The 23,837-nt window shown below is 43.6% G+C and carries 25 protein-coding genes; 11 read left to right on the plus strand and 14 right to left on the minus strand.

Annotation, left to right across the window (positions count from 1 at the left end; all coding sequences use genetic code 11):
• Positions 1-15: 15 nt before the first annotated feature.
• The 3 genes from hslV to priA form a co-directional block, all read right to left on the minus strand.
• Positions 16-540 (minus strand): ATP-dependent protease subunit HslV, encoded by a 525-nt coding sequence (hslV, locus tag J5X92_RS17550; protein ID WP_013786271.1) that lies wholly within the window; start codon positions 538-540, stop codon positions 16-18.
• Between the two features lie 325 nt (positions 541-865).
• A complete protein-coding gene (locus J5X92_RS17555; protein WP_013786272.1) occupies positions 866-1,435 on the minus strand; it encodes an SPOR domain-containing protein in 570 nt (189 codons plus the stop codon).
• 129 nt (positions 1,436-1,564) lie between these two features.
• The gene (gene priA / locus J5X92_RS17560; protein WP_208806209.1) at positions 1,565-3,769 is read right to left on the minus strand and encodes a primosomal protein N'; all 2,205 of its coding nucleotides are present in this window, start codon (positions 3,767-3,769) and stop codon (positions 1,565-1,567) included.
• 311 nt (positions 3,770-4,080) lie between these two features.
• Here priA and rpmE point away from each other — a divergent pair, with 311 nt between their 5' ends.
• Positions 4,081-4,293 carry a 50S ribosomal protein L31 gene (gene rpmE, locus J5X92_RS17565; protein ID WP_013786275.1) on the plus strand — a complete coding sequence of 71 codons (213 nt, stop codon included), beginning with the start codon at positions 4,081-4,083 and terminating at the stop codon, positions 4,291-4,293.
• Positions 4,294-4,513: 220 nt separating this feature from the next.
• Here the strand turns inward: rpmE and J5X92_RS17570 are convergent, their stop codons facing one another.
• On the minus strand, positions 4,514-4,828 hold the full coding sequence (locus J5X92_RS17570; protein ID WP_129740230.1) for a hypothetical protein: 315 nt from the start codon (positions 4,826-4,828) through the stop codon (positions 4,514-4,516).
• A gap of 408 nt (positions 4,829-5,236) precedes the next feature.
• Between J5X92_RS17570 and J5X92_RS17575 the strand changes: the two genes are divergently transcribed.
• The gene (locus J5X92_RS17575) at positions 5,237-6,478 is read left to right on the plus strand and encodes a malic enzyme-like NAD(P)-binding protein (protein WP_208806210.1); all 1,242 of its coding nucleotides are present in this window, start codon (positions 5,237-5,239) and stop codon (positions 6,476-6,478) included.
• An 81-nt stretch (positions 6,479-6,559) separates the two neighbouring features.
• Here J5X92_RS17575 and metJ read toward each other — a convergent pair whose 3' ends face one another.
• The gene (gene metJ / locus J5X92_RS17580) at positions 6,560-6,886 is read right to left on the minus strand and encodes a met regulon transcriptional regulator MetJ (RefSeq protein ID WP_013786278.1); all 327 of its coding nucleotides are present in this window, start codon (positions 6,884-6,886) and stop codon (positions 6,560-6,562) included.
• Between the two features lie 151 nt (positions 6,887-7,037).
• Between metJ and metF the strand changes: the two genes are divergently transcribed.
• Both metF and J5X92_RS17590 read left to right on the plus strand, forming a co-directional pair.
• Positions 7,038-7,922, plus strand: a complete 885-nt coding sequence (gene metF / locus J5X92_RS17585) for a methylenetetrahydrofolate reductase (RefSeq protein WP_129740232.1) — start codon at positions 7,038-7,040, stop codon at positions 7,920-7,922.
• A gap of 159 nt (positions 7,923-8,081) precedes the next feature.
• Entirely contained in the window at positions 8,082-8,966 is an 885-nt protein-coding gene (locus tag J5X92_RS17590) for a virulence factor BrkB family protein (RefSeq protein WP_013786280.1), read from the plus strand.
• A gap of 114 nt (positions 8,967-9,080) precedes the next feature.
• Here the strand turns inward: J5X92_RS17590 and J5X92_RS17595 are convergent, their stop codons facing one another.
• Together J5X92_RS17595 and J5X92_RS17600 are read right to left on the minus strand one after the other, a co-directional pair.
• Complete coding sequence (locus tag J5X92_RS17595; protein WP_013786281.1) at positions 9,081-9,719, minus strand: DUF2959 domain-containing protein; 639 nt, start codon at positions 9,717-9,719, stop codon at positions 9,081-9,083.
• Complete coding sequence (locus J5X92_RS17600; protein WP_013786282.1) at positions 9,716-9,958, minus strand: hypothetical protein; 243 nt, start codon at positions 9,956-9,958, stop codon at positions 9,716-9,718. Before J5X92_RS17600 ends, J5X92_RS17595 begins: the two co-directional genes overlap by 4 nt.
• Before the next feature lie 98 nt (positions 9,959-10,056).
• Between J5X92_RS17600 and pip the strand changes: the two genes are divergently transcribed.
• From pip to J5X92_RS17615, 3 genes are all read left to right on the plus strand, one after another.
• Entirely contained in the window at positions 10,057-11,031 is a 975-nt protein-coding gene (gene pip / locus J5X92_RS17605) for a prolyl aminopeptidase (RefSeq protein WP_013786283.1), read from the plus strand.
• Positions 11,031-11,468, plus strand: coding sequence for a D-aminoacyl-tRNA deacylase (gene dtd / locus J5X92_RS17610; protein ID WP_013786284.1), 438 nt, complete (start codon positions 11,031-11,033; stop codon positions 11,466-11,468). The genes pip and dtd overlap by 1 nt, the downstream gene beginning before the upstream one ends.
• A gap of 83 nt (positions 11,469-11,551) precedes the next feature.
• The gene (locus J5X92_RS17615; protein ID WP_129740236.1) at positions 11,552-12,460 is read left to right on the plus strand and encodes a bifunctional GNAT family N-acetyltransferase/hotdog fold thioesterase; all 909 of its coding nucleotides are present in this window, start codon (positions 11,552-11,554) and stop codon (positions 12,458-12,460) included.
• A 119-nt stretch (positions 12,461-12,579) separates the two neighbouring features.
• On the opposite strand, the gene rpoH is transcribed toward J5X92_RS17615, so the two are convergent.
• Positions 12,580-13,434, minus strand: a complete 855-nt coding sequence (gene rpoH, locus J5X92_RS17620; RefSeq protein WP_013786286.1) for an RNA polymerase sigma factor RpoH — start codon at positions 13,432-13,434, stop codon at positions 12,580-12,582.
• A gap of 611 nt (positions 13,435-14,045) precedes the next feature.
• On the opposite strand from rpoH, the gene J5X92_RS17625 reads away from it, so the two are divergent.
• Both J5X92_RS17625 and J5X92_RS17630 read left to right on the plus strand, forming a co-directional pair.
• Positions 14,046-15,275, plus strand: coding sequence for an EAL domain-containing protein (locus J5X92_RS17625; protein ID WP_208806211.1), 1,230 nt, complete (start codon positions 14,046-14,048; stop codon positions 15,273-15,275).
• 139 nt (positions 15,276-15,414) lie between these two features.
• Complete coding sequence (locus tag J5X92_RS17630) at positions 15,415-16,656, plus strand: EAL domain-containing protein (protein ID WP_126871732.1); 1,242 nt, start codon at positions 15,415-15,417, stop codon at positions 16,654-16,656.
• A gap of 30 nt (positions 16,657-16,686) precedes the next feature.
• Here J5X92_RS17630 and ftsX read toward each other — a convergent pair whose 3' ends face one another.
• The 3 genes from ftsX to ftsY are packed head-to-tail and all read right to left on the minus strand — an operon-like array spanning position 16,687 to position 19,962.
• Positions 16,687-17,667 (minus strand): permease-like cell division protein FtsX, encoded by a 981-nt coding sequence (gene ftsX / locus J5X92_RS17635; protein ID WP_013786289.1) that lies wholly within the window; start codon positions 17,665-17,667, stop codon positions 16,687-16,689.
• Complete coding sequence (ftsE, locus tag J5X92_RS17640; protein ID WP_013786290.1) at positions 17,664-18,353, minus strand: cell division ATP-binding protein FtsE; 690 nt, start codon at positions 18,351-18,353, stop codon at positions 17,664-17,666. Before ftsE ends, ftsX begins: the two co-directional genes overlap by 4 nt.
• A gap of 46 nt (positions 18,354-18,399) precedes the next feature.
• On the minus strand, positions 18,400-19,962 hold the full coding sequence (ftsY, locus tag J5X92_RS17645) for a signal recognition particle-docking protein FtsY (RefSeq protein ID WP_208806212.1): 1,563 nt from the start codon (positions 19,960-19,962) through the stop codon (positions 18,400-18,402).
• A 66-nt stretch (positions 19,963-20,028) separates the two neighbouring features.
• Between ftsY and rsmD the strand changes: the two genes are divergently transcribed.
• Complete coding sequence (gene rsmD, locus J5X92_RS17650) at positions 20,029-20,685, plus strand: 16S rRNA (guanine(966)-N(2))-methyltransferase RsmD (protein ID WP_013786292.1); 657 nt, start codon at positions 20,029-20,031, stop codon at positions 20,683-20,685.
• 51 nt (positions 20,686-20,736) lie between these two features.
• On the opposite strand, the gene J5X92_RS17655 is transcribed toward rsmD, so the two are convergent.
• The gene (locus tag J5X92_RS17655) at positions 20,737-21,318 is read right to left on the minus strand and encodes a YjaG family protein (RefSeq protein ID WP_013786293.1); all 582 of its coding nucleotides are present in this window, start codon (positions 21,316-21,318) and stop codon (positions 20,737-20,739) included.
• Positions 21,318-21,920, minus strand: a complete 603-nt coding sequence (locus J5X92_RS17660) for a YhgN family NAAT transporter (RefSeq protein ID WP_126871730.1) — start codon at positions 21,918-21,920, stop codon at positions 21,318-21,320. The genes J5X92_RS17655 and J5X92_RS17660 overlap by 1 nt, the downstream gene beginning before the upstream one ends.
• 318 nt (positions 21,921-22,238) lie before the next feature.
• Here J5X92_RS17660 and J5X92_RS17665 point away from each other — a divergent pair, with 318 nt between their 5' ends.
• On the plus strand, positions 22,239-22,421 hold the full coding sequence (locus J5X92_RS17665; protein WP_013786295.1) for a MerR family transcriptional regulator: 183 nt from the start codon (positions 22,239-22,241) through the stop codon (positions 22,419-22,421).
• A gap of 80 nt (positions 22,422-22,501) precedes the next feature.
• On the opposite strand, the gene pepB is transcribed toward J5X92_RS17665, so the two are convergent.
• On the minus strand, positions 22,502-23,803 hold the full coding sequence (gene pepB, locus J5X92_RS17670; protein WP_126871729.1) for an aminopeptidase PepB: 1,302 nt from the start codon (positions 23,801-23,803) through the stop codon (positions 22,502-22,504).
• Between the last annotated feature and the right edge of the window lie 34 nt (positions 23,804-23,837).

Raw genomic sequence — 23,837 nt, forward strand, 5'->3', positions numbered from 1 at the left:
TAGTTAAACAGCCACTTAGTAATCGAGTACGTCTACCGTTTGACTATGGTTAGTGAATACGCAGATATCACCGGCTATGGTCAAACTTTTCTCCGCAATTTCTTTTGCAGTCAGTTCGGTGTTTTCCAGCAAAGCAATAGCAGAAGCTTGGGCATAGTTGCCGCCTGAACCAATAGCAATCAGGTCATTTTCTGGCTGAACTACGTCGCCGTTACCGGTAATGATGAAAGACGCGGTTTCATCGGCTACGGCTAATAAGGCTTCTAGCTTGCGCAGCATGCGATCGGTTCGCCAATCTTTGGCAAGTTCGACCGCCGCCTTGGTCAAATGACCTTGGTGGGCTTCAAGTTTTGCTTCAAAGCGTTCAAAAAGGGTGAAGGCATCGGCGGTGCCGCCTGCAAAGCCAGCTAATACTTTATCGTGGTACAAGCGGCGCACTTTACGTGCATTACCTTTCATTACGGTATTGCCGAGTGACACCTGACCATCGCCAGCCATCACAACTTGATTTCCACGTCTTACAGATACAATCGTTGTCACGTTTAATCCCCGTTTAAGGTGGGCGCTATCGCAGACTCGGGCGATAACTGAAAAAAGACTTTGTTATGAAATGGGGGAAGGGTTTTCGTTTTCAAGGGGAGCAGTTAAAACGGGCAGCTAAAAGGGGCTGTTAAAAGAAAAAGCAGTGAAGACGTATTTAGTCAACGGGTACGTATTAAAGCGTTAAGCGCTACAAAGGAGTATGAGGTGGTTATTATGAGATGATTGTAGTATGAGGTGAATATAAGGCATCCACCACATCATGCGGTGAATGCCCTTATTAATGAATAATGAGTAATAGATAGTGAACAAAAAGCGTTTACGCTTATAAATTCCAGTACCAAATTTGGCAGGTCGCAATATTCACTTTACGAAGGCTGTGCTTGGCTTTTTCTGCATCTCGTTTCGATTCAAATGGCCCTAAAATAACCCTGAACCATTCGCCGTTGCTGCCAGAACTCTGACGAATAAGTGCTTCTAAACCTTGAAAGGCAATTTTCGCTTTCATTTCTTCAGCTTGAGCGCGGGTTCTGAACGACGCGCACTGCATAAGGTAACGTTTGTCTGATTTTTCCTGTTCGGCAACGTCTACTTCCACTTCATACCCTGGCAGAGTACGAATATACTCCCACTCTTCTTTAGGCAATTCGGGCAAAGCTTCTTGGGTAGGCGCTACAGGGCGTACAACTTCGGTATCTACCTCAGAACTGGCGTTATCTTTAATAGACCATAAGAAAACCGCAAAGCCGATAAGCAATATCACCACAATAACAAGGCGAACAATAGGGAATGAGGCCGTGGGGCCACTCTTCACCTGTGATTTACCGCGCTTTTTATTTTCGGGCTTCTTTTTTTGTGGTGCTTTACCACGAGATACATAATCGCGTTGAGCCATATTCGGCAGTTTTCCTACTACTTATCGTTATTTTAGATGGGTAATGCCATGAGACGAAGACATAGTGCACAACCCTGAAACACTTGTATACATCAGTGTTAAGATTTTACCGTAATAGAAACCTGTGCGCTAACTGAAATCGGTGGGGTCGATATCTACCGACCAACGTACTTTTGCCGCCTGCGGTAAACCTTGTAAATACGGCAGAGCTAGCCGCAATGCGTTATGTAACGGCGCTCTCTTTTCATGACTGCACACCAGCATAAAGCGAAAACGCCCTTGGCGCTTTTCAATTAAACAGGGAAATGGTCCACTCATTTGCGGTACTAAGCCCTTAGAATTTGCGTTTGCAGTATGTGAGTTTGAAAGGACGCCCCTAGTCTGCTGCAGGAATGCATAGGCCGATGAGCTCTCGGTTGCCTCTGCCCGAATCACAAATTGACTAATATAAGGAGGCAATGCAGACGCTTTTCGCTCCATCAATGCATGACGAGCAAAGTGGGCATAGCCGTTGTTCACTAAATCTTGTAATAAAGGATGGTGAGGATTGTGGGTTTGCAGCCACATTTCTCCGGGTTTACTGGCACGCCCTGCTCGCCCTGCAAGCTGCGTAACGAGCTGCGCTAGCTTTTCAGGAGCTCGAAAATCAGCACTAAATAGCGCCCCATCACAATCTAACACCACCACCAATGTAACGTGAGGAAAATGGTGCCCTTTCGATAAAATTTGCGTGCCTACCAGTATTTGGTGTTCTTGGCGGTTAATAGCGTCGAGGGTTTGATGTAGCTTGTCTTTTCCTCTTACCGTATCACTGTCTATGCGCACGTGCTTGGCATCGGGGAACAGCTTCATTAAGCCTTCTTCTACCTGCTCGGTGCCCGTCCCCGCCGTTACCATTTCATGGCTGTGGCAAGCTTCACACTCTTTGGGCATTGAACGAGTAGCACCACAGTGGTGGCATTGCAGTCTGTTTTGCCCTTTATGCACGGTATAGGGTCTGTCACAACGCTTACACATTGCCGTGGTGCCACAGTGATGACACAAAAGCGCGGGAGCATAACCTCGTCTATTTACAAAAACCAGAATCTGATTCCCTGCATTTACATGCTGGCGCATAATCGTCAGCAAGCCTTCTGAGATGCCGTAATGAATAGGTTGGTCTCTTGCATCTAGCAAATACTGCTTGGTACTTTGCGCCCCTGCGGCACGCCGTGTTAGTTGCAAATGCGCAAAGCGCCCGTTTAACGCGTTATTAAGCGTTTCAAGCGCTGGGGTAGCACTGCCGAGCAACAAAGGAATGCTGTGCTCTTTGGCTCGCATGGCCGCTAAATCGCGCGCGTGATACCTAAGCCCGTCTTGTTGTTTAAACGATTCATCATGCTCTTCATCTACGATGATCATGCCGGGGTTTTTAAGGGGTGTAAAAATAGCTGAGCGAGTACCAATGATAATACCGAGTTCGCCTGCCCTTGCCCGCTGCCATACCGATAATCGCGCGGCGTCCGTCAATTGAGAGTGCAATACGCCTACAGGAATATTGAAGCGCTTTTCGAAACGCGAAACGGTTTGCGGCGTTAAACCAATTTCAGGCACTAAAATAAGCACTTGTTTACCGGCTTTAAGCAAAGGTTCAATTGATTGCAGATACACCTCGGTTTTACCGCTACCTGTCACCCCTTCAAGCAAGCTAATCGCAAAGGTGCCATGTTGCTGGTTTAATGCCGCTATCGCGACCCCTTGCTCTTTATCAGGTACGGGCTTTTCGCCAATTTCGAAGGTATCCAACCACGCTTGTGCAGTGAGTTCAGGGGTAATTTCTACGAGCTCAATAAGTGCTTTCTCTAATAACGCTTTCACTACTGCGGGTGAAAAATGCTTACGCGCTTCGCTAGCAATAATTGATGTGGTTTGAACCGCTTTTAAGCAGCTCATTTGCTTTGGAGCACGGCTTAAACTTTTAACATCGGTATCAGCACCTTCTGGTGTGACTTGAATATATTGCGCGGGGGATGGCGTGGCTGGCTCACCTTTACGAAGTGGTACGGGAAGCATGGCATGTATCACTTCCCCAGGCGCATGGTGGTAATACTGCCATAACCAATGCGCCATTTTTCTTAGCGATTCGTCGATAACAGGTGCGCTATCTACCACCTCAATAATGGCTTTTATCTTACTGGTATCATCTATGTCTACACCGGATTCAACCACAATGCCTACCAGTTGACGTGGCCCGAAAGGCACTTTTACCCGCACACCCGGTTGTAAAGTGTCGGTATGAGAATAGGTAAATAGCTGGCGAAGCGGCACAGGTACAGCCACCTGAATGAATACCATTAAAATTGATGCCCCAAAATTGATGAACGTAAAGTGAGTAAACGTAAATTCAGAACCGCTAATGATCTGGCATTTAAACATAATGTCAAATAAGGGAAGGGAATTTATTTTAGCCCGTGAGCTTGATTAACGCCGCCCCTGTTTACTTCGCATACAAAAAGTGCTTGATCACTTTAGTTGCTTCCTTTATTATGCGCCGCTCTTTTGCGGCTGACTGCAATTACTGCGGTTGGTCATTGAATTTAAAGTTGCGTATGGTGTTTGGCTTCGGGCCAAATAGCGATACGGCCTCATATTGAAGGTAATCCAAAATGAAAGATGGTATCCACCCAGAATACGCTGAAATGACAGCAACATGTTCTTGCGGCAACGTAATGAAAATCCGTTCTACTCTAGGTAAAGATATTAACCTAGACGTATGTTCTGCATGTCACCCATTCTACACTGGTAAGCAACGTAACGTTGATACCGGTGGTCGTGTTGACCGCTTCAAGAAACGTTTCGGTGCTTTGGGCGCTAAATAAGCTCAGTACTCAGAAACACGATGTTTCTTTAAAAAAAGCGCCTATCGGCGCTTTTTTTGTGTCTGGAGTTTGTAAGTGGGTTTTGAATTTTTTCGTATCTGCGCTTTTCATTCTCGCTTCATTTGGGTTCAACCAATACCGTGCTCGCCCCTTATAGAGCAGCTAGAGCAGCGAAGTGGAATGCTCGGCTAATGCAATGCTTTGTTAGTAAAATGCTCTTTTAGTGAAAAGCTCGGCGTTTTAAATGCCGTTCCCAGTTGCCGTTACTTTGTGCAGAGCATGCTTGCTCGCTGTCATAGCGAACTCCTTTAATGCGTACCTTCAATTCGGAGCATACGTTATCAAGTTCATGTTCGAATGCTTGGTTCCAGTTAGTTGAAAGTGCTTCACTTTTTTGCTTTTCGGTTTTAAACACCGCAATAATTTCTGGTCTGCGCCAGTGACCCTCATGCGTAAGCCATTCAAAGCCAACCGACTCAGATTTTGCCCACTCACACACCGCAGTTAACGCTTCAATCAGTTTCTTTTCAGACATGTTAAGTTACGCTTTCTTTCTTCATGTTTACCATTATACCTATTCCGCCAATCAGCGCCTTAAGCTGCCGGTTAAATGACTTTTTTCAAACATTATCCGATTGTTATTTGTTACCAAGCCTGAAGTTATTCCTGCATTTATGCCTGAACTTATCCCTGTACCAGTACCCATAAAATAGAAATAATGTATTAACTCCTTAAGTGTCATTAATACTGTGAATGGCAAATATTCGACGATGTCACTGGTCATACGAGCAAGTCTGTCCTAGATTGACAGATATAAAGGGCAGATCAGATATGTACTCAAATGACCCTGTGATAGAGTCGAAGACATTCTACTGCTAGAACGCAGATTGCCCCTACGGTAACGAAGATTGCCTAACCCCTACATCGAAGGATATGTTTACTAATGTCAGATTTCAGACAACGTGCACTAGATTATCATGCCAAACCCACGCCAGGTAAAATCAGCGTAGAGCTTTCAAAGCCAGCCGATAGTGTGGATGATCTTGCTCTGGCTTACAGTCCAGGGGTCGCTGAGCCGGTACGAGAAATTGCTGAAGATCCTGATAATGCTTACAAATATACTGCAAAAGGCAACATGGTAGCGGTCATCAGTAATGGAACTGCTATTTTAGGTTTGGGTAATTTAGGGCCGTTAGCTTCTAAACCAGTTATGGAAGGTAAAGCACTGCTGTTTAAACGCTTTGCAGGGCTTGATGCTATCGATATTGAAGTAAAGCATCGTACAACAGAAGAATTTATTAATACCGTTGCCAATATTGCAGATACCTTTGGCGGTATTAACCTTGAAGATATTAAAGCCCCTGAATGCTTTGAAATAGAACAAGAATTGATTAAGCGCTGCAGTATTCCCGTATTCCATGACGATCAACATGGTACTGCTATTGTTACCGCCGCAGGCATGTTGAACGCCATTGAAATTCAGGGTAAAAATATTGAGAGCGCTAAAATAGTCTGCATGGGTGCTGGTGCGGCAGCCGTTGCCTGTATGGAATTACTGATTAAATGTGGTGCGCAGCGTGAACGCATTTACATGCTAGACAGAAAAGGGGTTATTCACACTCGCCGTGAAGACCTTACCGAGCACAAGCGCTTGTTCGCTAATAACACTGATAAACGTACCTTAGAAGATGTAATGGAAGGCGCGGACATTTTTGTAGGTGTATCTGGACCTGATGTATTACCACCAGAAACGCTAGCGTTAATGAGCCCCAACCCAATTGTTTTTGCATGCTCTAATCCCGACCCTGAAATTAAGCCTGAATTGGCCCACGAGGTTCGAAGCGATTTAATTATGGCGACAGGGCGTTCTGATTATCCTAATCAGGTAAACAATGTTCTGTGCTTTCCGTTCATTTTCCGTGGTGCATTAGATGTTCGCGCAACGGCCATTAACGACGAGATGAAAGTGGCTGCGGTAGAAGCACTTCGCGCTATTACTAAAGAGCCTGTGCCAGAATCGGTATTAACGGCCAGCAATAGTAAAAGCCTCACCTTTGGCAAAGAATACATTATCCCTAAGCCAATGGACCCTCGCCTTTGTGAACGCATTGCTACTGCCGTGTCTAAAGCGGCGATTGAATCTGGCGTTGCAAGACTTCCAGAAATACCTAGCCGCGCAGAGTGAAGGTAATATAAACGAAGAATATAGCGCGCAGCTTAATCTTCAAATTATTATAAAAAACGGCAACTTTCATTGCCGTTTTTTTTAATCTTCTTGTTCGTTCTCAATAGAAACGTCTATACCCATATCTTCCATTATGCGCCTTGCTTCTGCTGGTACACGATTAGGGTTATCTTTTCTTAAATCTTCATCATCCGGTAACGGCTGACCAGTGAAGGCATGAAGGAATGCTTCACATAACAACTCTGAATTCGTCGCATGACGTAAATTATTTATTTGCCGACGTGTACGTTCATCGGTTAATGCCTTTAGCACATTAATAGGAATAGAAACGGTGACTTTCTTTACCTGTTCACTCTTTTTACCGTGCTCTGCGTAGGGATGAATATACTTACCGTTCCACTCTGCCATAATGCTAACTCTGTCTGATCTTATTTATGTTATGAAGAGAAATTCTAAACAAGTTGACGAAAAGGTCAATTGAGCAGTGTAAACCTCTTGACGTCTAGACGTAAATTCTTTATTTTGGACGTCTAAACGTCTATAAAAGAGCAATTTTATCATGGTTTCTTACGCACAAGGTGTCGATGCACTGAATCAGTCCCTCTCGGAACTGCGTGACATTGATGTGTCATTTGAGTTTTTTCCGCCTAAATCAGAGAAAATGGAACAAACCTTGTGGAAGTCCGTTGAACGTTTGGCGCCCTTAAAGCCAAGTTACATGTCGGTTACTTATGGTGCTAACAGTGGTGAGCGCGACCGTACTCATGATGTAGTAAAGCGTATTCAACAGCAAACAGGGGTTGCAGCTGTACCTCACCTTACTTGTGTTGATGCAAGCCGTGATGAGCTTAAACAAATTGCTCAAGACTACTGGGATTCTGGTATTCGTCGCATTGTTGCCTTGCGTGGTGATTTACCGCCTGGCGTGAAAGATACCGAGATGTATGCTTCAGATTTAGTAGCATTACTAAAGGATGTAGCCGATTTCGATATATCAGTGGCCGCTTATCCTGAAAAACATCCAGAAGCGCCTAATGCCCAATTCGACTTACTGAACCTTAAGCGCAAAGCAGAAGCCGGTGCGAGCGAAGCGATTTCACAGTTCTTCTTCGACACCAGTGTATTTTTGCGTTTTCGTGACCGTGCGGCAGCAGCGGGGATCGACCTAGACCTAGTACCTGGCATACTACCAGTCACTAACTATCAAACCTTGGTAAAGTTTGCCGGTTTCACTAACGTGCACGTACCTGGGTTCTTACACAAAATGTTTGATGGCCTCGACGATGACGACCAAGCTACGCGGAACCTCATTGGTGCTAATATCGCCATGGATCAAGTTAAGGTACTCGCCAAAGAAGGTGTGAAGCATTTTCACTTTTACACCCTTAACCGTAGTGAATTGAGCTACGCTATTTGCCACATGCTAGGTGTTCGAGCAGGTTAATTTCGATTAAACCTTTGCTCCTATAGGGCAGACCAGTATACCATTTGCTTATTATTAGGTATTTGAACGACTCGTTTGCCTTACTGTCACTTTTCTAGGTTGTTTAAAAGCCAAGGTAGGTGGCGAATAGCCAAGGCGAGTAATTACTAGGAGTAAAGTGTGAATTGGGATCGGGTAAAAGCCATCTATCATAAGCTCGCACCACAAGTTGTCGATCTTTTCACTATCTTCATCAAGCGCTGCCGTGAAGACAATATTACCATTTCCGCAGGCCACCTAGCCTACGTTACGCTACTTTCTCTTGTTCCTTTTATCATGGTGACATTCACCATCATGTCAGCGTTTCCTGCATTTGCTTCGGTGCGAGGCAAATTAGAATACTTTATCTTTAATAATTTTGTACCTACCGCTAGCGATACAGTTCATGAGTATATGTCTGACTTTGTTGGCAACGCTTCAGAAATGGGCGCTATTGGTATTCTATCGCTACTTGTTGTGGCGCTAATGCTGATATCCAACGTTGATAAAACCCTTAACCGTATTTGGCGTACACAAAGCGATCGTCCTATCGTGTATACCTTTGCCATTTACTGGATGGTGATTACCTTAGGGCCCTTGCTTATCGGCTCTAGCGTGATAATTAGTTCTTATTTAGCAGGTCTAGCTGCTTTCGCCGAAGAATATACCCCTGGGTTAGGCACGTTTTTACTTACTCTTGTACCTAGCTTTGCTGCCATGCTGGCTTTCTTTATTTTGTACATGATAGTTCCGAACCGACGTGTTTTTGCCCGTCACGCTATTTCAGGTGCCATATTGGCGACGGTTGCGTTCGAATTAACGAAGTCTGGCTTTGCCCTTTATATTACTAATTTCCCCTCCTATGAGTTGATATACGGTGCGCTAGCCGTAGTACCTATCTTATTTTTGTGGGTCTATATCTCATGGATTTTAGTGCTATTAGGCGCTGAGTTTACGTGTAGCCTGGGCCAAGCGTTTGAAAATAGAAAAGCGGAAGCCGAGCCAAGGCAAATTCCAGAGGAATAAAAAAAGGCGTTGTAGGAAACGAAACTACAACGCCTTTTTAGTATCGTATTAGCTTGTTAATAGTAGAAACAAGCTAACGACTGATAAGCGACACACTTATTAGTTGGGCACTCATTAATTAGACATGGCAGCAATGAAGGCATCAGATTCAGCTATAGCTGAATTCATTTGCTCAATGAGTTGATCAACATCATTTTGAATAGTTGAAAGCTCACCTTGCAACGCGCCAATCGCGCTAGCGTTCAAGTTATGCTTTAAATATAAAACATTGTCTTGAAATGCACTTAATACAGGTGCCATTCTGCTTTCTGCTTTACGCATGGTTTTAATCAATGCGCTGTATCTGCGCTCTGTATCACGCAATTTCGCAGTACTTTCTCGTTTTAATGATGCATTTTGATACTTTTCTAACTCGTCTTCCCATTCATCAAATAACGCTTCAGCCACGCTTTCTACTTTATCGATACGATCAGTGACATCATTGGCAGCAGAAAGGCTGTTTTCATACTCGCTGTTAAGCTTGTTATAAACATCTTCTAACTCGCCACCTTCAAAAGCAACCACGGCACTAAAAGCTTCCAGCGCAGAGCTAAACTCTTCCTGTGCGTCTTCTTGCGACTCTTTTGCGTTTTCAACACGGTCTACAAGAATATCGCGCTTTTCAACGCCTACTTTCTCCCACGCTGCGTAATACGCAGACTGACAGCCAGTTAATACCAACATAGCAATAATAGCGGTTGCTATTAGCCTCATAACATCTCTCTCCCTCGATAGCGGGCCGCGCTAATAATACAAATAATGTGCAAAATAACGCCAAGTGGCCAAAATACAATTGCTAATACTACGGTTGCGGCAAGCGCATAGCTCACTCCAACCACAATAAAATAAAACAGTGCGCCAAGTATTCGCCCTTGTACTAAATGCCCTAACCCTGGAATAAAAAAGTTACAGATTGCAGCAATCACATTGCCGCCAGATCCTTGCCCTGACATATAAACTTCCTCGCAATTGTTATCAGAATATGATTATGTAGTATTTCATAAGAATAAACTAAACTAAAACAGGCACCCGCACAACGCGCGGAAATAAAATGAAACGACTTTACCCAGATGTTACCTGCTATCAAAATGGATTTATCGAGGTGGGATGTGGGCACTCTCTATATTACGAGCAGAGCGGCAACCCTGAAGGTATTCCAGTACTCTTTATTCATGGTGGTCCAGGTGCTGGTTTACCGCCAAATTATAAATGTTTCTTCGACAGTAACCGATACCGTATTATCGGTTTCGAGCAAAGGGGATGTGGTCGTTCAACACCATTAGCCAGCATCAAAGACAACGATACATGGCTAAATGTAGAAGATATTGAAATATTAAGGCGCCAGCTCAACGTATCGAGTTGGTTAGTGTTTGGGGGCTCATGGGGTTCAACCTTAGCGCTTCTTTATGCTTTTAGGTATGCTGATCATGTCAGCGGCCTTATTCTTCGCGGCGTATTTTTAGCACGCCAACAAGACCGAGACTGGTTTTTGTCGCCACAAGGGGGTGCCGCTCAGCTTTTTCCAGAATATTATCGCCAGTTCGTTAAAGGGATAGACGGTTCGCTAAGTACCGCTGCTATTTGTACGCATTATCTCAATACATTGAAAGCCGATAACGAGGTACAACGCCATGCGGCGTTGAAGCGCTGGTATCAATGGGAAGAGCGACTTTCTCGCGTATCTTTACCACCTGGCACTGGCGATTCCACCAGTCAATATCCCCTATCGCTTGTCACCAGCTTAGCCACTCTTGAATGCCATTTCTTAACCAACAAATGCTTTATTGATGAAGGCTATATACTTGATAATATAAATAAAATAAGTGATATTCCTGGCACTATCATTCATGGTCGATATGACATGATATGTAAAACTGAAGCGGCAGAATCATTACATAAGTCGTGGCCGGGAAGCCAACTTCAAATCATTCCTGATGCTGGCCATAGCACGTCTGAACCGGGCATTGCTTATGCGTTGTGCCGCGCAACCAGAGATATGGCAAGATTTTTAAAGGAGCAAAAGTAATGATTGGGTTGGTTCAACGAGTGTCTGAAGCTAGCGTGTCAGTGAACAATGAAATCATCGGTGAAATTGAACAAGGTATGCTAGTGCTGCTTGGCGTTGAAAAAGACGATGGCCCAGAACAAATCGAAAAGCTTGCTAACAAATTATGCCGCTACCGTATTTTTTCCGACAGCGATGGAAAAATGAACCTAAATGTTGAGCAAATCGGGGGGAAAGTATTAGTGGTGTCCCAATTCACTCTTGTGGCCGACACGCAAAAGGGTAATCGTCCTGGCTTTTCTAGAGGAGCAACACCTGAACATGGCAATGCTATTTATCTGCAATTTATAGAATCCCTTAGACAAAAGGGCATTGTGGTGGAAACTGGGCAATTCGGTGCTGAAATGAAAGTCGCTTTAGTAAATGACGGACCCGCCACATTCCAGTTTCAGGTATAATGAACATACTAGAATTAATCTTGTGCAGTTGAAAAGCGTAAGGTTAAATAGATTTTCATTCTTTCATACGAGGCCTCTCTATTGTGTATAAGGTTGTAACCCCTAAAAGCGATACTGAATTCGAAGCCTATTTTCATTTTCGCTGGGCTCACCTTCGCCAGCCATGGAACTTTCCTCCTGGTTCAGAGAAAGATGAATATGAACAAGTGGCAGAGCACCGCACCATAGTGAACGGTAAAGGCGACATTGTTGCCTGTGGACGAGTACATTTAAATACCGCTGAAGAAGCACAAATTCGACATATTGCCGTACACCCTGATCATCTGCGTAAAGGGCTTGGGCAGATGATAATGGACGCTTTAGAGAACGTGGCGAAAGAATTGGGTGCTATACGCGCGGTGACCAACAGCCGAGAAGTTTCCATCGACTTTTTTAGCGCATGTGGGTTTGTGGTTGAACGTGAAGCGCCTAACGAATTAGGCATGCTAAGACGCCAGCAGATGGTGAAAAAGCTAACTGAAAATAACACCTTAGTGCTGCATCCCAAGTGGTGTAAATCATTACAGCAAACCTGGACTGATACCATTCCCATTACAGAACATATGGGCATTAAACTATATCAATACACAGGCAGAACATTAGAAACCCGCGCGTCACTTAATAAAAATATTAATGTTCATGGCACTATGTTTGCCGGCAGTATTTTTTCGTTAGCCACATTAACTGGTTGGGGAATGATTTACTTACAACTAAAAGAGCGCGGGCTAACAGGCGATATTGTATTGGGCGACGGCGATATTCACTATCATAAGCCCATTACTATGAAGCCTCGTGCAATCTGTAATATAGAAACCTTATCGGGCAAATTTAAGCCTTTAGAAAAAGGTGAGAAAGCACGATTTGCTTTGAACGTAGATATCTTGGATGGCGATAATGCCGTGGCAGAGTTTGAAGGGGTGTTTTGGGTGCTTCCAGAGCAAACCGAGGCCTAACGAGCAAAGGTATATTATTCGCTGTTTTTTACTTTCGTAAATGACACATACAAAAAAAGCGCCAGTAGGCGCTTTTTTCAATTATATTTGTTTAGCTTAGACGCTTGGGCGGCGCTTGCTTACGCAACCATGGCAGCTTGAAGCTTTTTCATCGCGTTCTTTTCAATTTGACGAACACGTTCAGCAGATACTTCGTACTTATCAGCAAGATCTTGAAGTGTAATTTTGCTGTCAGCCAACCAACGAGTCTCGATAATATCTTGGCTTCTGTCATCTAGCGTCTTAATGGCTGAGTACAAACGCTTGCTCGCATTAGTATCCCAATCGTTATTAATAACGTCCATCTCAACATCAGTTGATTTATCTTCAAGAAATTGAACCGGTGCAAAGTTGCCCGTTTCGTCCTCGTCAGCAGAAAGATCGAATGCTTGATCTTGGCTGCTCATTCGCGCTTCCATTTGAAGCACTTCTTTCGTACTCACACCCAGCTCGCTGGCTACCGTTTGCACTTCTTCGTGGGTAAACCAACCAAGACGTTTTTTCGCTTTGCGTAAGTTGAAGAACAATTTACGTTGCGCTTTTGTGGTAGCAACTTTAACAATACGCCAGTTCTTGAGTACGAACTCATGAATTTCAGCTTTGATCCAATGTACGGCAAAAGAAACCAAACGAACGCCCACTGTTGGGTCGAAACGCTTAACTGCCTTCATTAGACCAATATTACCTTCTTGGATAAGGTCAGCTTGTGGCAAACCATATCCTGAATAAGATTTTGCAATATGCACAACAAAGCGTAGATGAGACATAACCAGCTTGCGTGCTGCTTCTAAATCTTCATCTTCACGAAGACGCACCGCTAATGCGCGCTCTTCTTCTGCAGTTAGCATATCAATACGACTTACAGCTTGTACGTAGCCTTCAATGCTACCGCTGTGAGGAACTGATAGTGCTAGGGATTGCAATTTATTGCTCATTATTCACCTCATTCTTTGCAACTTGATATTAGCAAAGTAACATCAGCCGCGCGAGACTTAATTGCGATGAGAAACCAAACCAGTTATTGGTATGTAGTACCCATCTTCTAAAGATCAAGACCACAATTGCAAAAAACAGTTCAATTAGTGTCTATCTCTTTCCAAATTTCTCAAACATTGCAAAACGAATTTATCATTACGCTACAACGCTCAATAAATATCACCGGAAGCTTCAAAGAAACATAAGTGCGAACCCAGAGGAAACAGCTTATCGAAGCAGATATTCACGGTATATGCCCATTATACATTCAAAATGTATATAAAACATGCCATTCATCTTTCAAAAAGTTATATCAAACTTAAATTCGGTCGTATTTTTGTTATATATCAACAAAACTACTTTACCCGCTCTCGAATACGCAGACTATTACAATTTTTCGATTGCTAGCATCGCTTTTTTACTTACAATGAGATATAAAATTTATGCCTTAAAAGCGCTCGGCGCTATAATAAATAACAAAATAAAATAAATAACAAAATAATAATAAAAACTTTCATTTTTTTACCGACTTCAATCGCGTTTTTACGCGGCGAGAGCAAAGAGGCACTCGATGTTCGCATACGTAGCAAGACAACCCATATTCGACGTAAATAGGAACGTTTACGCTTACGAATTACTTTTCCGAATAGGGGAAGACAATTGCTTTCCAGATATTCCGCCCGATGAGGCGACCTCAAAAATTTTAACGTCTACGCATTTAAGCTTAGGTATTGAAGAAATAACAGGTGATAAAAAAGCATTTATTAATTTTCACCGCGATACCTTGATGTACCGATTTCCTACCTCATTAGACGCAAGTAAAGTGGTTATTGAGATTGTTGAAACCGTTGAGGTAGATGACGCGCTTATTGCCGCATGCAAGCACATACGAGGGTTAGGTTACCCCATTGCACTTGATGACTATGATATGGAAGATAAGTGGGACGCTTTCGTTCCTTTTACCAGTATTGTTAAAATAGACATTACTGAAATTGCTCACGAAACTATTCCCTCATTAGTTAAACGCTTCAAATCGCACAATATCGAACTTGTGGCCGAAAAAATCGAAACCTACGAAGAATTTCACAAGTTTAAGGAAATGGGTTTCGACTATTTTCAAGGTTACTTCCTAGCTAAACCAGAAATTGTACGTCATCGCAAATTAGGCCCTAGCGCGCTTACCATGATGGAACTACTCACGTTAAGTAGCCAACCCAAGCTAAATTTTGATGAAGTAAATCGAATTATTGAGCGCGATCCATCCCTCACCTATTTGCTATTACGCTTCATCAATAATCCCCTTATTAATAAGCGAAATAAAATTACATCCCTCAAGCATGCGCTTAACTTTATGGGCGAAGTTGAAGTTAAGAAGTTTATCGCGTTACTTGCATTGGCTAATTTAAATGACGGTCAGCCTCAAGAATTGATGCAGATGGCCCTTGTACGGGCAAAATTTTGTGAGCTTGTGTTTATCTCTTTTAAAGAAAGCGAAAATCAACTTACCGGCTTTTTAACCGGTCTTTTATCTATGCTTGATGCCATGATGGAACAACACATCGACGAATTGGTTAGTAAGGTACCTATTAGCGATAATGTAAAAGACGCGCTTTGTGGTGAGCCTGGCGTATTGAAAGACTGTCTTACTTTAGCTAAGTATTTTGAAAGAGCGAACTGGGCAGGTATTAAAAAGTTTTCCGGCAAGTACAACATTCAGCAAACTTTGCTTCACGGTTATTATAATGAAGCGATGAAATGGGCACACCACGTACATGTTTCAGCGCAGGTAGAGAAAAAGTAATTCAGGAATGTACGTTCACTAATATGACTTGCATAATGTAATGCGCAAATTAACGCGATTTTCGTAAATGCATGTTATGGTGGTGCAAATTACAGTAATATTCGTTGATAATTGTTCAACGTGCCAGTAGGGAACTTGTATGTTCGCATTTATCGCTCGCCAACCGATTTTGGATAAAACAAAGGATGTATTTGCTTACGAACTTTTGTTTCGAGATGGCAAGGCTGGCGCGTACCCCGAGCACTCTCCTGAAAAAGCGCAATATATTTCTGAACACTTTCATCCATTAGGGCTAGATGACATTAGCGGTGAAAAGACCTCTTTTATTAACTTTTCCTCTGAAACCATTATTTCTCGCTTCCCTACCACACTGAACCCAGAATCGGTTGTGGTTGAATTGGCTGACAACCCTTTTGCTCAAACGGGCTTGTTAGAAGCTTGTCAGCACATAAAGCGCCTTGGCTTTCGTATTGCTATTGACGACCCTATGATGCTTAGTGCTAAGCATGAAATTCTACCCCTTGTTGATATCGTAAAAGTAGATCTCTCGCAAATTCGTTTCGAAAACATAGAGAAAAATATTCCAAGATTCCTAGATGCCAACGTTGAACTCATAGCTGAACAAGTTGATACGCAAGACCAATTTGCGACCAGCATGGATCTTGGGTTTGATTTCTTCCAAGGCTATTTCTTTGCCCAGCCAGAAGCACGCATACTTCGCCAATTGCCGGCTTCTAAAATGAACATCGTCGACCTTATCGGCGAGTGCTCAAACGATAATTTTGATATTGATAAAGTGAGCCAAATTGTTGAGCGTGATGCTGCACTAAGCTACCTATTGCTTAAGTTTATCAATAACCCACTGATTAATAAGCGCCATAAAATAACCTCACTTAAACACGCCCTTAATTATATGGGTGAAGTGGAGGTGAAGAAGTTTATCGCGCTACTCAGCCTCACCAACTTAGGTGATGATAAGCCGTTAGAGATTATTCATATGTCTTTGGTTAGGGCCAAGTTTTTCGATTTATTGTCGGCAAAGCGTGGCTTAAAAGCGAACCCGCCTATCGGCTTTTTAGTGGGGTTATTTTCATTGTTGGATGCGTTATTAGATCAGTCTATAGATGATGTGCTTAAACAACTCCCGCTATCAGAAGAAATAAATGACGCCATCTTAGGAAAGACAGCAGAATTCAACAGCTACATGGGCCTAGTACGCGCTTTTGAAGGAGCGCTGTGGATGAATGTGATTAAACAAGCAAAAGTACTGGATATCGATCAAAAGCAACTTCATATCCTTTACAATCAAGCCATTGTGTGGGGTAACGGTGTGAGAAGCGCTATTTCTACGCACTTCCCTCGCGCCCCTGTTCAAAGCTAAGCCTATCAAAGCTAAACAGTAAGATAACGCTTATTTGGGTTCTATTTGTCGTACATGACGCTGTACTGAAATAAGCGACCCAAGCAACCCTAATGTAATAGATAGCCCCAACATCGTTAATAACGCCGTTCCCGTTAGGCCCGTAATATTAAAGTCTTTTTGATACATAGCAGCAAAGGTTTGAATACTGCTATCCATCCACCATAGAATTATTATAACGGCAAACCAAGCCATAAGCCCACCTAGTAAGCCGTACCAAAAACCGGTATATAGAAATGGACGATGAATAAAGGCATCGGTTGCCCCTACTAGCTTCATCACTACTATTTCATCATGCTTATTAAGAATGTTCAGTCGAATAGTGTTACCTATAATCAGCACCACAGCGAAGAACAATAAAATGCCAATAAAGGTGACAAGGTCGCTGGCAATATCAATAACCGCATACAAGCGCTCCAACCATTCTATATCTAACTTACCTATATCAACCTCACGCTGCTGCTTTAGCTTATCGAGCAGTGTTTTAGCGGCATTCGGTGTGGCATGCTTATCAATGGGGGTCACTAACACAACATCGGGTAGCGGGTTACTTTGCAAATACGCAATAGCATCTCCTAACCCTGATAAATGCTGAAACTCTTTTAACGCATCATCTGCAGGTATAAACACCACAGAATCAATTTCTTCCCAAGTATTTAACCTAGCAACCAATTGCTGTGAACTGGCGGCTGATATATCGGGTTTCAAAAATAAAGAAATCTCTGAGGCTTGTTCCCACCCGGCGGTAATTTTCTCGGTATTTTTAACCATAATGTAAAGCGTGCTAGGAAGGGTAATACTTAAGCCCAACACACCAATAGTCATCAGTGAAGCCGCGGGCTGACGCCATAATTCGCCTAAGCTTGAAAGGGCTTGCCTTATATGGCTTACGAAGAACATCACAATAGATTGTACAAACCCTATTTTCCTAGACGACGCGCCTTGGCTTCTACCTTTAAATAGAATACTCATTGCCAGTTCCCATTTAAGTCATCAGTTAGCCCGTCGGTAATCATTTGGCCGTCTTTTAAAGTGAGTGTGCGATATTTCATTCGGGCAATTAGCCCTAAATCATGGGTAGCGATGAACACAGATACACCGGCTTGGTTGAAATCTTCAAACAAGCGAATAATTTCCATAGAAAGTTTCGGGTCAAGGTTTCCGGTAGGCTCGTCGGCAAGAAGTAAGGGAGGCTTGTTAACAACAGCGCGTGCTATACCAACCCGTTGTTGTTCGCCGCCTGATAACATAATGGGTAAGTTGCGGCTTTTATCTCGTAACCCTACCATTTCTAGTGCGGCATCGACACGCTTGCCAATTTCTTTGTGGGTGTACCCTTCTATCACAAGTGGAAGCGCCACATTGTCGAAAACCGACTTGTCCATCAACAATTGATGGCTCTGGAAAATCATGCCTATATCGCGACGAATGTAGGCAATATCTCTTCGGCTAATAGCATTGAGGTCATGACCGTTTATCAGTACACGACCTACTGTAGGGCGTTCCATAATACTGATAAGTTTAAGCAGCGTGCTTTTCCCTGCGCCAGAGTGGCCGGTAAGAAAAGCCATTTCTCCAGGGGCGATGTGAAAATCGACTTTACTCAACGCCCGTTGTCCACCGGGGTAGGTTTTGCTTACTTGCTCAAACTTTATCATGCATGTTCCCTACTACCCTATTCCCGTAATTAGCTATTAATGCTGTCTACTCGCCGCTATCAATTTCGCTAAATAGCGCATCAATAAATTCTTGACCGTCGAACTGGCGTAAGTCATCAATACCTTCACCAACCCCTATATATCTGATAGGTATACCAAATTTATCCGCAATTGAGAAGATAACACCACCTTTTGCGGTACCGTCTAGTTTGGTAAGGGTAATACCAGTTAAGCCAACCGCTTGATTGAATAACTTCGCTTGGCTAATAGCATTTTGCCCTGTACCCGCATCAAGGGTAAGCATGACTTCGTGAGGGGCATTAGGGTTCAGCTTTTTCATTACGCGAACCACTTTCTTAAGCTCTTCCATCAAGTTGTCTTTGTTCTGCAAGCGACCTGCGGTATCGGCGATAAGAATATCTGTTTTGCGGGATTTTGCAGCTTCTAGCGCATCGTAAAGTACTGACGCACTATCTGCGCCCGTATGCTGTGCAATAACTGGAATACTGTTTCGCTCACCCCATACCTGCAATTGCTCTACAGCAGCAGCCCTAAAGGTATCACCCGCTGCCAGCATTACTTTTTTGCCCTGCTGCTGGAACTGCTTAGCTAATTTACCGATGGTGGTAGTTTTACCTACCCCATTTACACCAACCATGAGAATAACGAAGGGGCCTTCATCGCTATTGTGGGCGTTAATGGCATCGCTCAGCGGTTCGTTAACCTTCGAGAGCATGCCCGCCATTTGCTGTTTCAGGATATCAAGCAAGGCTTCTGCGTCTTTAAGATCTTTACGGCTTGCACTATCCGTTAAGTGGGTAATGATTTTTTGCGTGGTATCCATTCCCACATCAGCAACCAATAATTGGGTTTCTAAATCTTCGTATAATTCATCATCAATTGCCTTGCCTTTGAAAAGGCTAACTAGGCCGCTACCTAAGTTTGCTTTAGTGCGAGACAAGCTTTCTTTAAGGCGCGAGAATAGTGATTTTTTCTCTTTTGGAGCTGGTGCTGCCTCAACTACAGGTGCAGTTTCCACAACGGGCTCGTTAGCAATGTCGGCTGCTTCTGCTTCTGCTTCTGCTTCTGCTTCTGCTTCTAAAACGCTAGCTGTTTGAATTGGAAATTCAACAGCAGGCGCTTCACTTTCTTGCTTTGATTCAAGTTCTTGAAATGGCGTTTCAAGCGATTTCTCGGCATTTTCACCATCATTTACTGACGCTGGCGAACTAGCTTCATCGGCTATTTCAACTGCATCTAACTTGTCAGGAACCACGCCCACTGGCGCAGCGTCTTCTTTCTCGACAGGTACTGACACCGGCTCATTTGCTACTGGTGCTGCGCTTTCAGCTAAATCGCTCTGGGCAGGGTCTATTGAAGCGCTATTGGCATCTTCCGATAGGTCACTACCGGCAGTGTCTTTGACCACTGGCGCGGCAGTGTCTTTGACCACTGGCGCGGCAGTGCTAGGTGGCTGCTCGGCGTCTGAAGTTTGTGATTCATCAGGTAAAACTGCGTTTTGATCAACTGACTTTTGATCTTGGTTTTCCTGTGCTTTTTGCTTATTTGCTTTTTTGTTCTTACCGAACCAGCCAAAAAGTTTCGACATTGTTAAGACAAATCCTTATAAATACTGGGCAATTTCGGCTACACTTGCCGAATATTGAATAACCCCATGATACCATTGTCAGCGACTATGAAGCGAGTTTCTCGCCCACTCAGGGCATCTTCAACTGCAAAAAAATCCTATTCTACCCACGCAAAAGCGAAAGGCGGACATATTCGCATTATCAGCGGTCAATGGCGGGGAAGAAAGCTACCGGTTCTCGACGCAGAAGGTTTACGCCCCACCACCGACCGAAATAAAGAAACCTTATTCAATTGGCTTATGCCTTATTTGAATGAAGCAAAGTGCTTAGATGTATTTGCAGGCTCGGGGGGCTTGGGATTAGAAGCGCTGTCACGCTATGCCCTTTCTTGTGATTTTATTGAATTAGATAAATCGGCAAGTGCACAGTTAAAAAAGAATTTGGCGTTATTGACGGCTAATAATGCACAAACTGCTAGCGTCCATCAGGGCGATGCCTTAGCAATACTCCCTACCTTTTCAGGTAAAAGCTTCGATATAATGTTTGTCGATCCGCCTTTTCACAAAGGGTTGGTAGCACCAACGTTATCGGCTATTGCCACTAATAACTTATTGTCAAACGACGGTGTGTTATACGTAGAGCACGAAGCGAACCTCGCGCCTATTTCCCTGCCGGACCACTGGCAAATTATAAAAGAAAAGCGCACATCGGCGCTTTGCTATTATTTGATAAAGGCTGTGTGATAAAACTGCATTGTCTCACGATAAACGCGTTAAGCCCTTACTACGAGAACATTAAGCCAAATCGAGACCGATATTCGAAATACCTTCTTCTAACGCAATCGCTTTTAGCGCATCAGCCGTGCTAGCAGGTGACTTTCCAGCTTCAACACAGTCAAGCAATGCTTCTTGCACTTCTACTTCAAACACCATAAGTGGGTGCTCTTTTACGGTTTCATCATCGGCTTCGCCGCTTTCTAACAAGTAAGCTTCTACGCTACCTTGAGAAAGCTTACTAACAACTACCGCACCTTGTGGGTCGTCGCCGGCAATAAGATTAAGCACAGCGGCCAACCCAATTGCGGCATCAATCGCGGGATACACGCCATAGGTATCAAAATCGCTAGTATCGGGCGTCGCCACTTCCACTTTTTCAAGTTGTACTGCAAGATTGAACTTACTTTTAGGTGCTTTAACCGACTCCCATACAAGATTGAGACAATTACGAATACCTTCTTTATCACCAAATTCGGTAACGTCACAGAACAGCTCGTAATTAGGGATCATTCGTTCAAGCAAGGCTGCGCTAAACGCAACTGCTTTGTATCCTTCAAGCATGCGCACACGCCCAAATGTATTAAGTTTTTGCTTTGCCATTAATTAGCTCCGGTGGCATGCATAAAGTATTGAGTAGCACCATCAAGAAGCATTTGAATGGCTATCATGACGAGGATCATCCCCATTAATCGTTCCATAGCAATAAGACCACGTTCGCCTAATAGCTTATGAAACACATTTGAAAACATCAAAATTACTGCACTTATTAACCATGCGGCGCCAAGCGCAAGTGCCCAGTCAGACATACGATCTGGGTTTTGGTTTGCCAGAAGAATGAGAGCCGCTAATGTTGAGGGCCCTGCAATCATTGGAATAGCCAGCGGCACCAAGAACGGCTCTTCGCCAACGGCGAGCCCGCTAGGGTTACCCGCTGACGGAAAAATCATTTTAAGCGCAATCAAAAATAAGATAATACCACCAGCAATGCTAACCGTTTCTTGTTCAACATTGAGGAAATTTAATACCGACTGGCCACTAAATAGGAATAAAAATAAAATTCCTAAAGCAAACAGTAACTCTCTGATAAGAATCATTTGCCGTCTTCGGGGCTCTATTAACTTTAAAACCGACATGAACACAGGCAAATTGCCAAGAGGATCCATGATCAAGAATAACATGACGGCTGCTGACCAAGTATCCATTTTTTCTTATTCTCCAATAACTTGCTGGGTATCACCGACTGCAAGAATACTTTTTATATCTATCATTTTCTGCATTGTACAAAAAAGCATTCGTAATTTGTCAATTTTAGGCTTAAATATTAACTATAACGCTTTGAAAACGTTACGGACAAAAATACATCTAGTGCAAAGCTTTAAAATTGAGCTATTCTCATAATTCTGTATTGAGTCATTTTATTATTACTATGTACATCAATAATTGAGCGCACCGAGGTATCGCAGCGGTAGCGGCGCTTACAACGAGAGTAAATTTAAAAAATAACGTTGGGAACCAGCAGAATGAGTTTGATGACTGTAAAAGAAGTAGCGGCCTATTTAGGTGTTCAGGAAGTAAGAGTAGAACGCTTAGAAAGAGAAAGCCTATTGGTGGCAAAAGAAAAAGACACTGACGGTAATGCCTTGTTTGATAGCGCAGATGTAGAGCGCTACAAAGTGCTTGCTGAGCGCTTAGGCGGTATTTAACTGCCCGCAAATATTTATCTGAACAGATAAACTGAATTAAGTGATGTCGCCACCTTAGGGTGGCGACATCCGTTTACGACTTATTTAAAGTCTTGAAGCATTCTTGCAATGCTTCGAATTCCTTTGGCTGTTGCACCTACTGGCATTTCTGCTGTTGCGCCGCCATGATAAGCCGCCGCTAAATCTAAGTGCACCCAACCTTTTCCTTCGGGGTTTACAAACCGTGATAAAAAGCCTGCCGCATTAGAGGCACCGCCGCCACCGCCGCCTTTCATTGGTCGGCTGTTTGCGGTATCTGCAAAGGCAGATGGGCAACGATCGGCATGAAACGATTCAATCGGTAGAGGCCAAAAACGTTCGTTTTCAGCAGTCGCCGCCGCTAGCATTTGCGAACGGGCATGGTCATCCATTGAAAATACTGCGTGGTAATCAGAACCTAGCGCCACCACTGCTGCCCCGGTTAATGTGGCTGCATCAATAATTAATGGCGCGCCCGTTTCGGTTGCTGCCATTAACCCATCAGCCAATACCAAACGTCCTTCCGCATCGGTATTAACGACTTCAACAGTCACACCATTTTTATAGGTAAGTACATCACCCAATTTATAAGCATGCCCACTAATTAGGTTTTCTGCACAGCATAAAATGAGCTTTAAACGCTTACTAATGCCTTGGCTAATGGCCAAGCCTAGTGCACCGGTTACGGTAGCGGCGCCGCCCATATCGCATTTCATATCAAGCATACCTTCACTTGATTTAATGCTGTAACCACCACTGTCGAAGGTTATACCTTTTCCAACCAGAACCGCTTCAACAGGGGCATCAGGATCACCCGTTGGGTTGTAGTCTAGCTCTAACATCACAGGCGGGCGTTCACTGCCTCTGCCCACGTTATAAATACCTGTCCAACCAGCATCTTTTAATTCTTCACCCACTGTCATGGTATAAGACACATGCTCTTTACCTAATTCAGACAACCAAACTGCTGCACGCTGAGCTAGGGTTTCAGGGCTTAAATCTTCAGGCGTATCGTTCACTAACTGACGAGTAAATAGTAAAGCAGCGTAGTTTTGCTCTAGCCACTGCTTGTCGTCGTTGTCTGCCCATTTGATAGTTGAAGGATTGCGCGCTCGGGTAAAACTTAACGCGAAAGCCCATTGTTGCTCTTTGGTCCACTCGCCTGTTAAGGCCACTTCGGGAATATTTAACCCATCAAGCTTACGCGCCACTTGCTGAATGGTACGTTCATTCTTTCCAGCCTGGCTGCTATCACCATCAGATAGATGGATCACTGCACCATTTTCAGCAAAAGAGAGCTTAGTATTTTCTCCCCACGCACTATTGGCTTTATCTGAGGATAAGCTTACGGTAAATTCTGCCATTACGTTTTAATCCTTATATATTTTTGCGTTTCAT

Origin of the sequence: Alteromonas sp. K632G (assembly GCF_017653625.1) — a bacterium.
In the GTDB taxonomy this organism is placed as follows: Bacteria; Pseudomonadota; Gammaproteobacteria; order Enterobacterales; family Alteromonadaceae; genus Alteromonas; species Alteromonas naphthalenivorans.

Excerpts from the sequence above, each read along its gene's own strand:
- J5X92_RS17630 (WP_126871732.1), top strand. The coding sequence starts at position 15,415 with ATGTTCGCATTTATCGCTCGCCAACCGATTTTGGATAAAACAAAGGAT.
- J5X92_RS17665 (WP_013786295.1), top strand. The coding sequence starts at position 22,239 with ATGAGTTTGATGACTGTAAAAGAAGTAGCGGCCTATTTAGGTGTTCAG.
- pepB (WP_126871729.1), bottom strand. The coding sequence starts at position 23,803 with ATGGCAGAATTTACCGTAAGCTTATCCTCAGATAAAGCCAATAGTGCG.
- dtd (WP_013786284.1), top strand. The coding sequence starts at position 11,031 with ATGATTGGGTTGGTTCAACGAGTGTCTGAAGCTAGCGTGTCAGTGAAC.
- ftsX (WP_013786289.1), bottom strand. The coding sequence starts at position 17,667 with ATGAGTATTCTATTTAAAGGTAGAAGCCAAGGCGCGTCGTCTAGGAAA.
- metJ (WP_013786278.1), bottom strand. The coding sequence starts at position 6,886 with ATGGCAGAGTGGAACGGTAAGTATATTCATCCCTACGCAGAGCACGGT.
- priA (WP_208806209.1), bottom strand. The coding sequence starts at position 3,769 with ATGGTATTCATTCAGGTGGCTGTACCTGTGCCGCTTCGCCAGCTATTT.
- J5X92_RS17555 (WP_013786272.1), bottom strand. The coding sequence starts at position 1,435 with ATGGCTCAACGCGATTATGTATCTCGTGGTAAAGCACCACAAAAAAAG.
- J5X92_RS17660 (WP_126871730.1), bottom strand. The coding sequence starts at position 21,920 with ATGGATACTTGGTCAGCAGCCGTCATGTTATTCTTGATCATGGATCCT.
- J5X92_RS17595 (WP_013786281.1), bottom strand. The coding sequence starts at position 9,719 with ATGAGGCTAATAGCAACCGCTATTATTGCTATGTTGGTATTAACTGGC.
- J5X92_RS17600 (WP_013786282.1), bottom strand. The coding sequence starts at position 9,958 with ATGTCAGGGCAAGGATCTGGCGGCAATGTGATTGCTGCAATCTGTAAC.
- J5X92_RS17655 (WP_013786293.1), bottom strand. The coding sequence starts at position 21,318 with ATGGCAAAGCAAAAACTTAATACATTTGGGCGTGTGCGCATGCTTGAA.
- J5X92_RS17570 (WP_129740230.1), bottom strand. The coding sequence starts at position 4,828 with ATGTCTGAAAAGAAACTGATTGAAGCGTTAACTGCGGTGTGTGAGTGG.
- J5X92_RS17575 (WP_208806210.1), top strand. The coding sequence starts at position 5,237 with ATGTCAGATTTCAGACAACGTGCACTAGATTATCATGCCAAACCCACG.
- rsmD (WP_013786292.1), top strand. The coding sequence starts at position 20,029 with ATGATACCATTGTCAGCGACTATGAAGCGAGTTTCTCGCCCACTCAGG.
- J5X92_RS17625 (WP_208806211.1), top strand. The coding sequence starts at position 14,046 with ATGTTCGCATACGTAGCAAGACAACCCATATTCGACGTAAATAGGAAC.
- ftsY (WP_208806212.1), bottom strand. The coding sequence starts at position 19,962 with ATGTCGAAACTTTTTGGCTGGTTCGGTAAGAACAAAAAAGCAAATAAG.
- rpoH (WP_013786286.1), bottom strand. The coding sequence starts at position 13,434 with ATGAGCAATAAATTGCAATCCCTAGCACTATCAGTTCCTCACAGCGGT.
- pip (WP_013786283.1), top strand. The coding sequence starts at position 10,057 with ATGAAACGACTTTACCCAGATGTTACCTGCTATCAAAATGGATTTATC.
- metF (WP_129740232.1), top strand. The coding sequence starts at position 7,038 with ATGGTTTCTTACGCACAAGGTGTCGATGCACTGAATCAGTCCCTCTCG.
- ftsE (WP_013786290.1), bottom strand. The coding sequence starts at position 18,353 with ATGATAAAGTTTGAGCAAGTAAGCAAAACCTACCCCGGTGGACAACGG.
- rpmE (WP_013786275.1), top strand. The coding sequence starts at position 4,081 with ATGAAAGATGGTATCCACCCAGAATACGCTGAAATGACAGCAACATGT.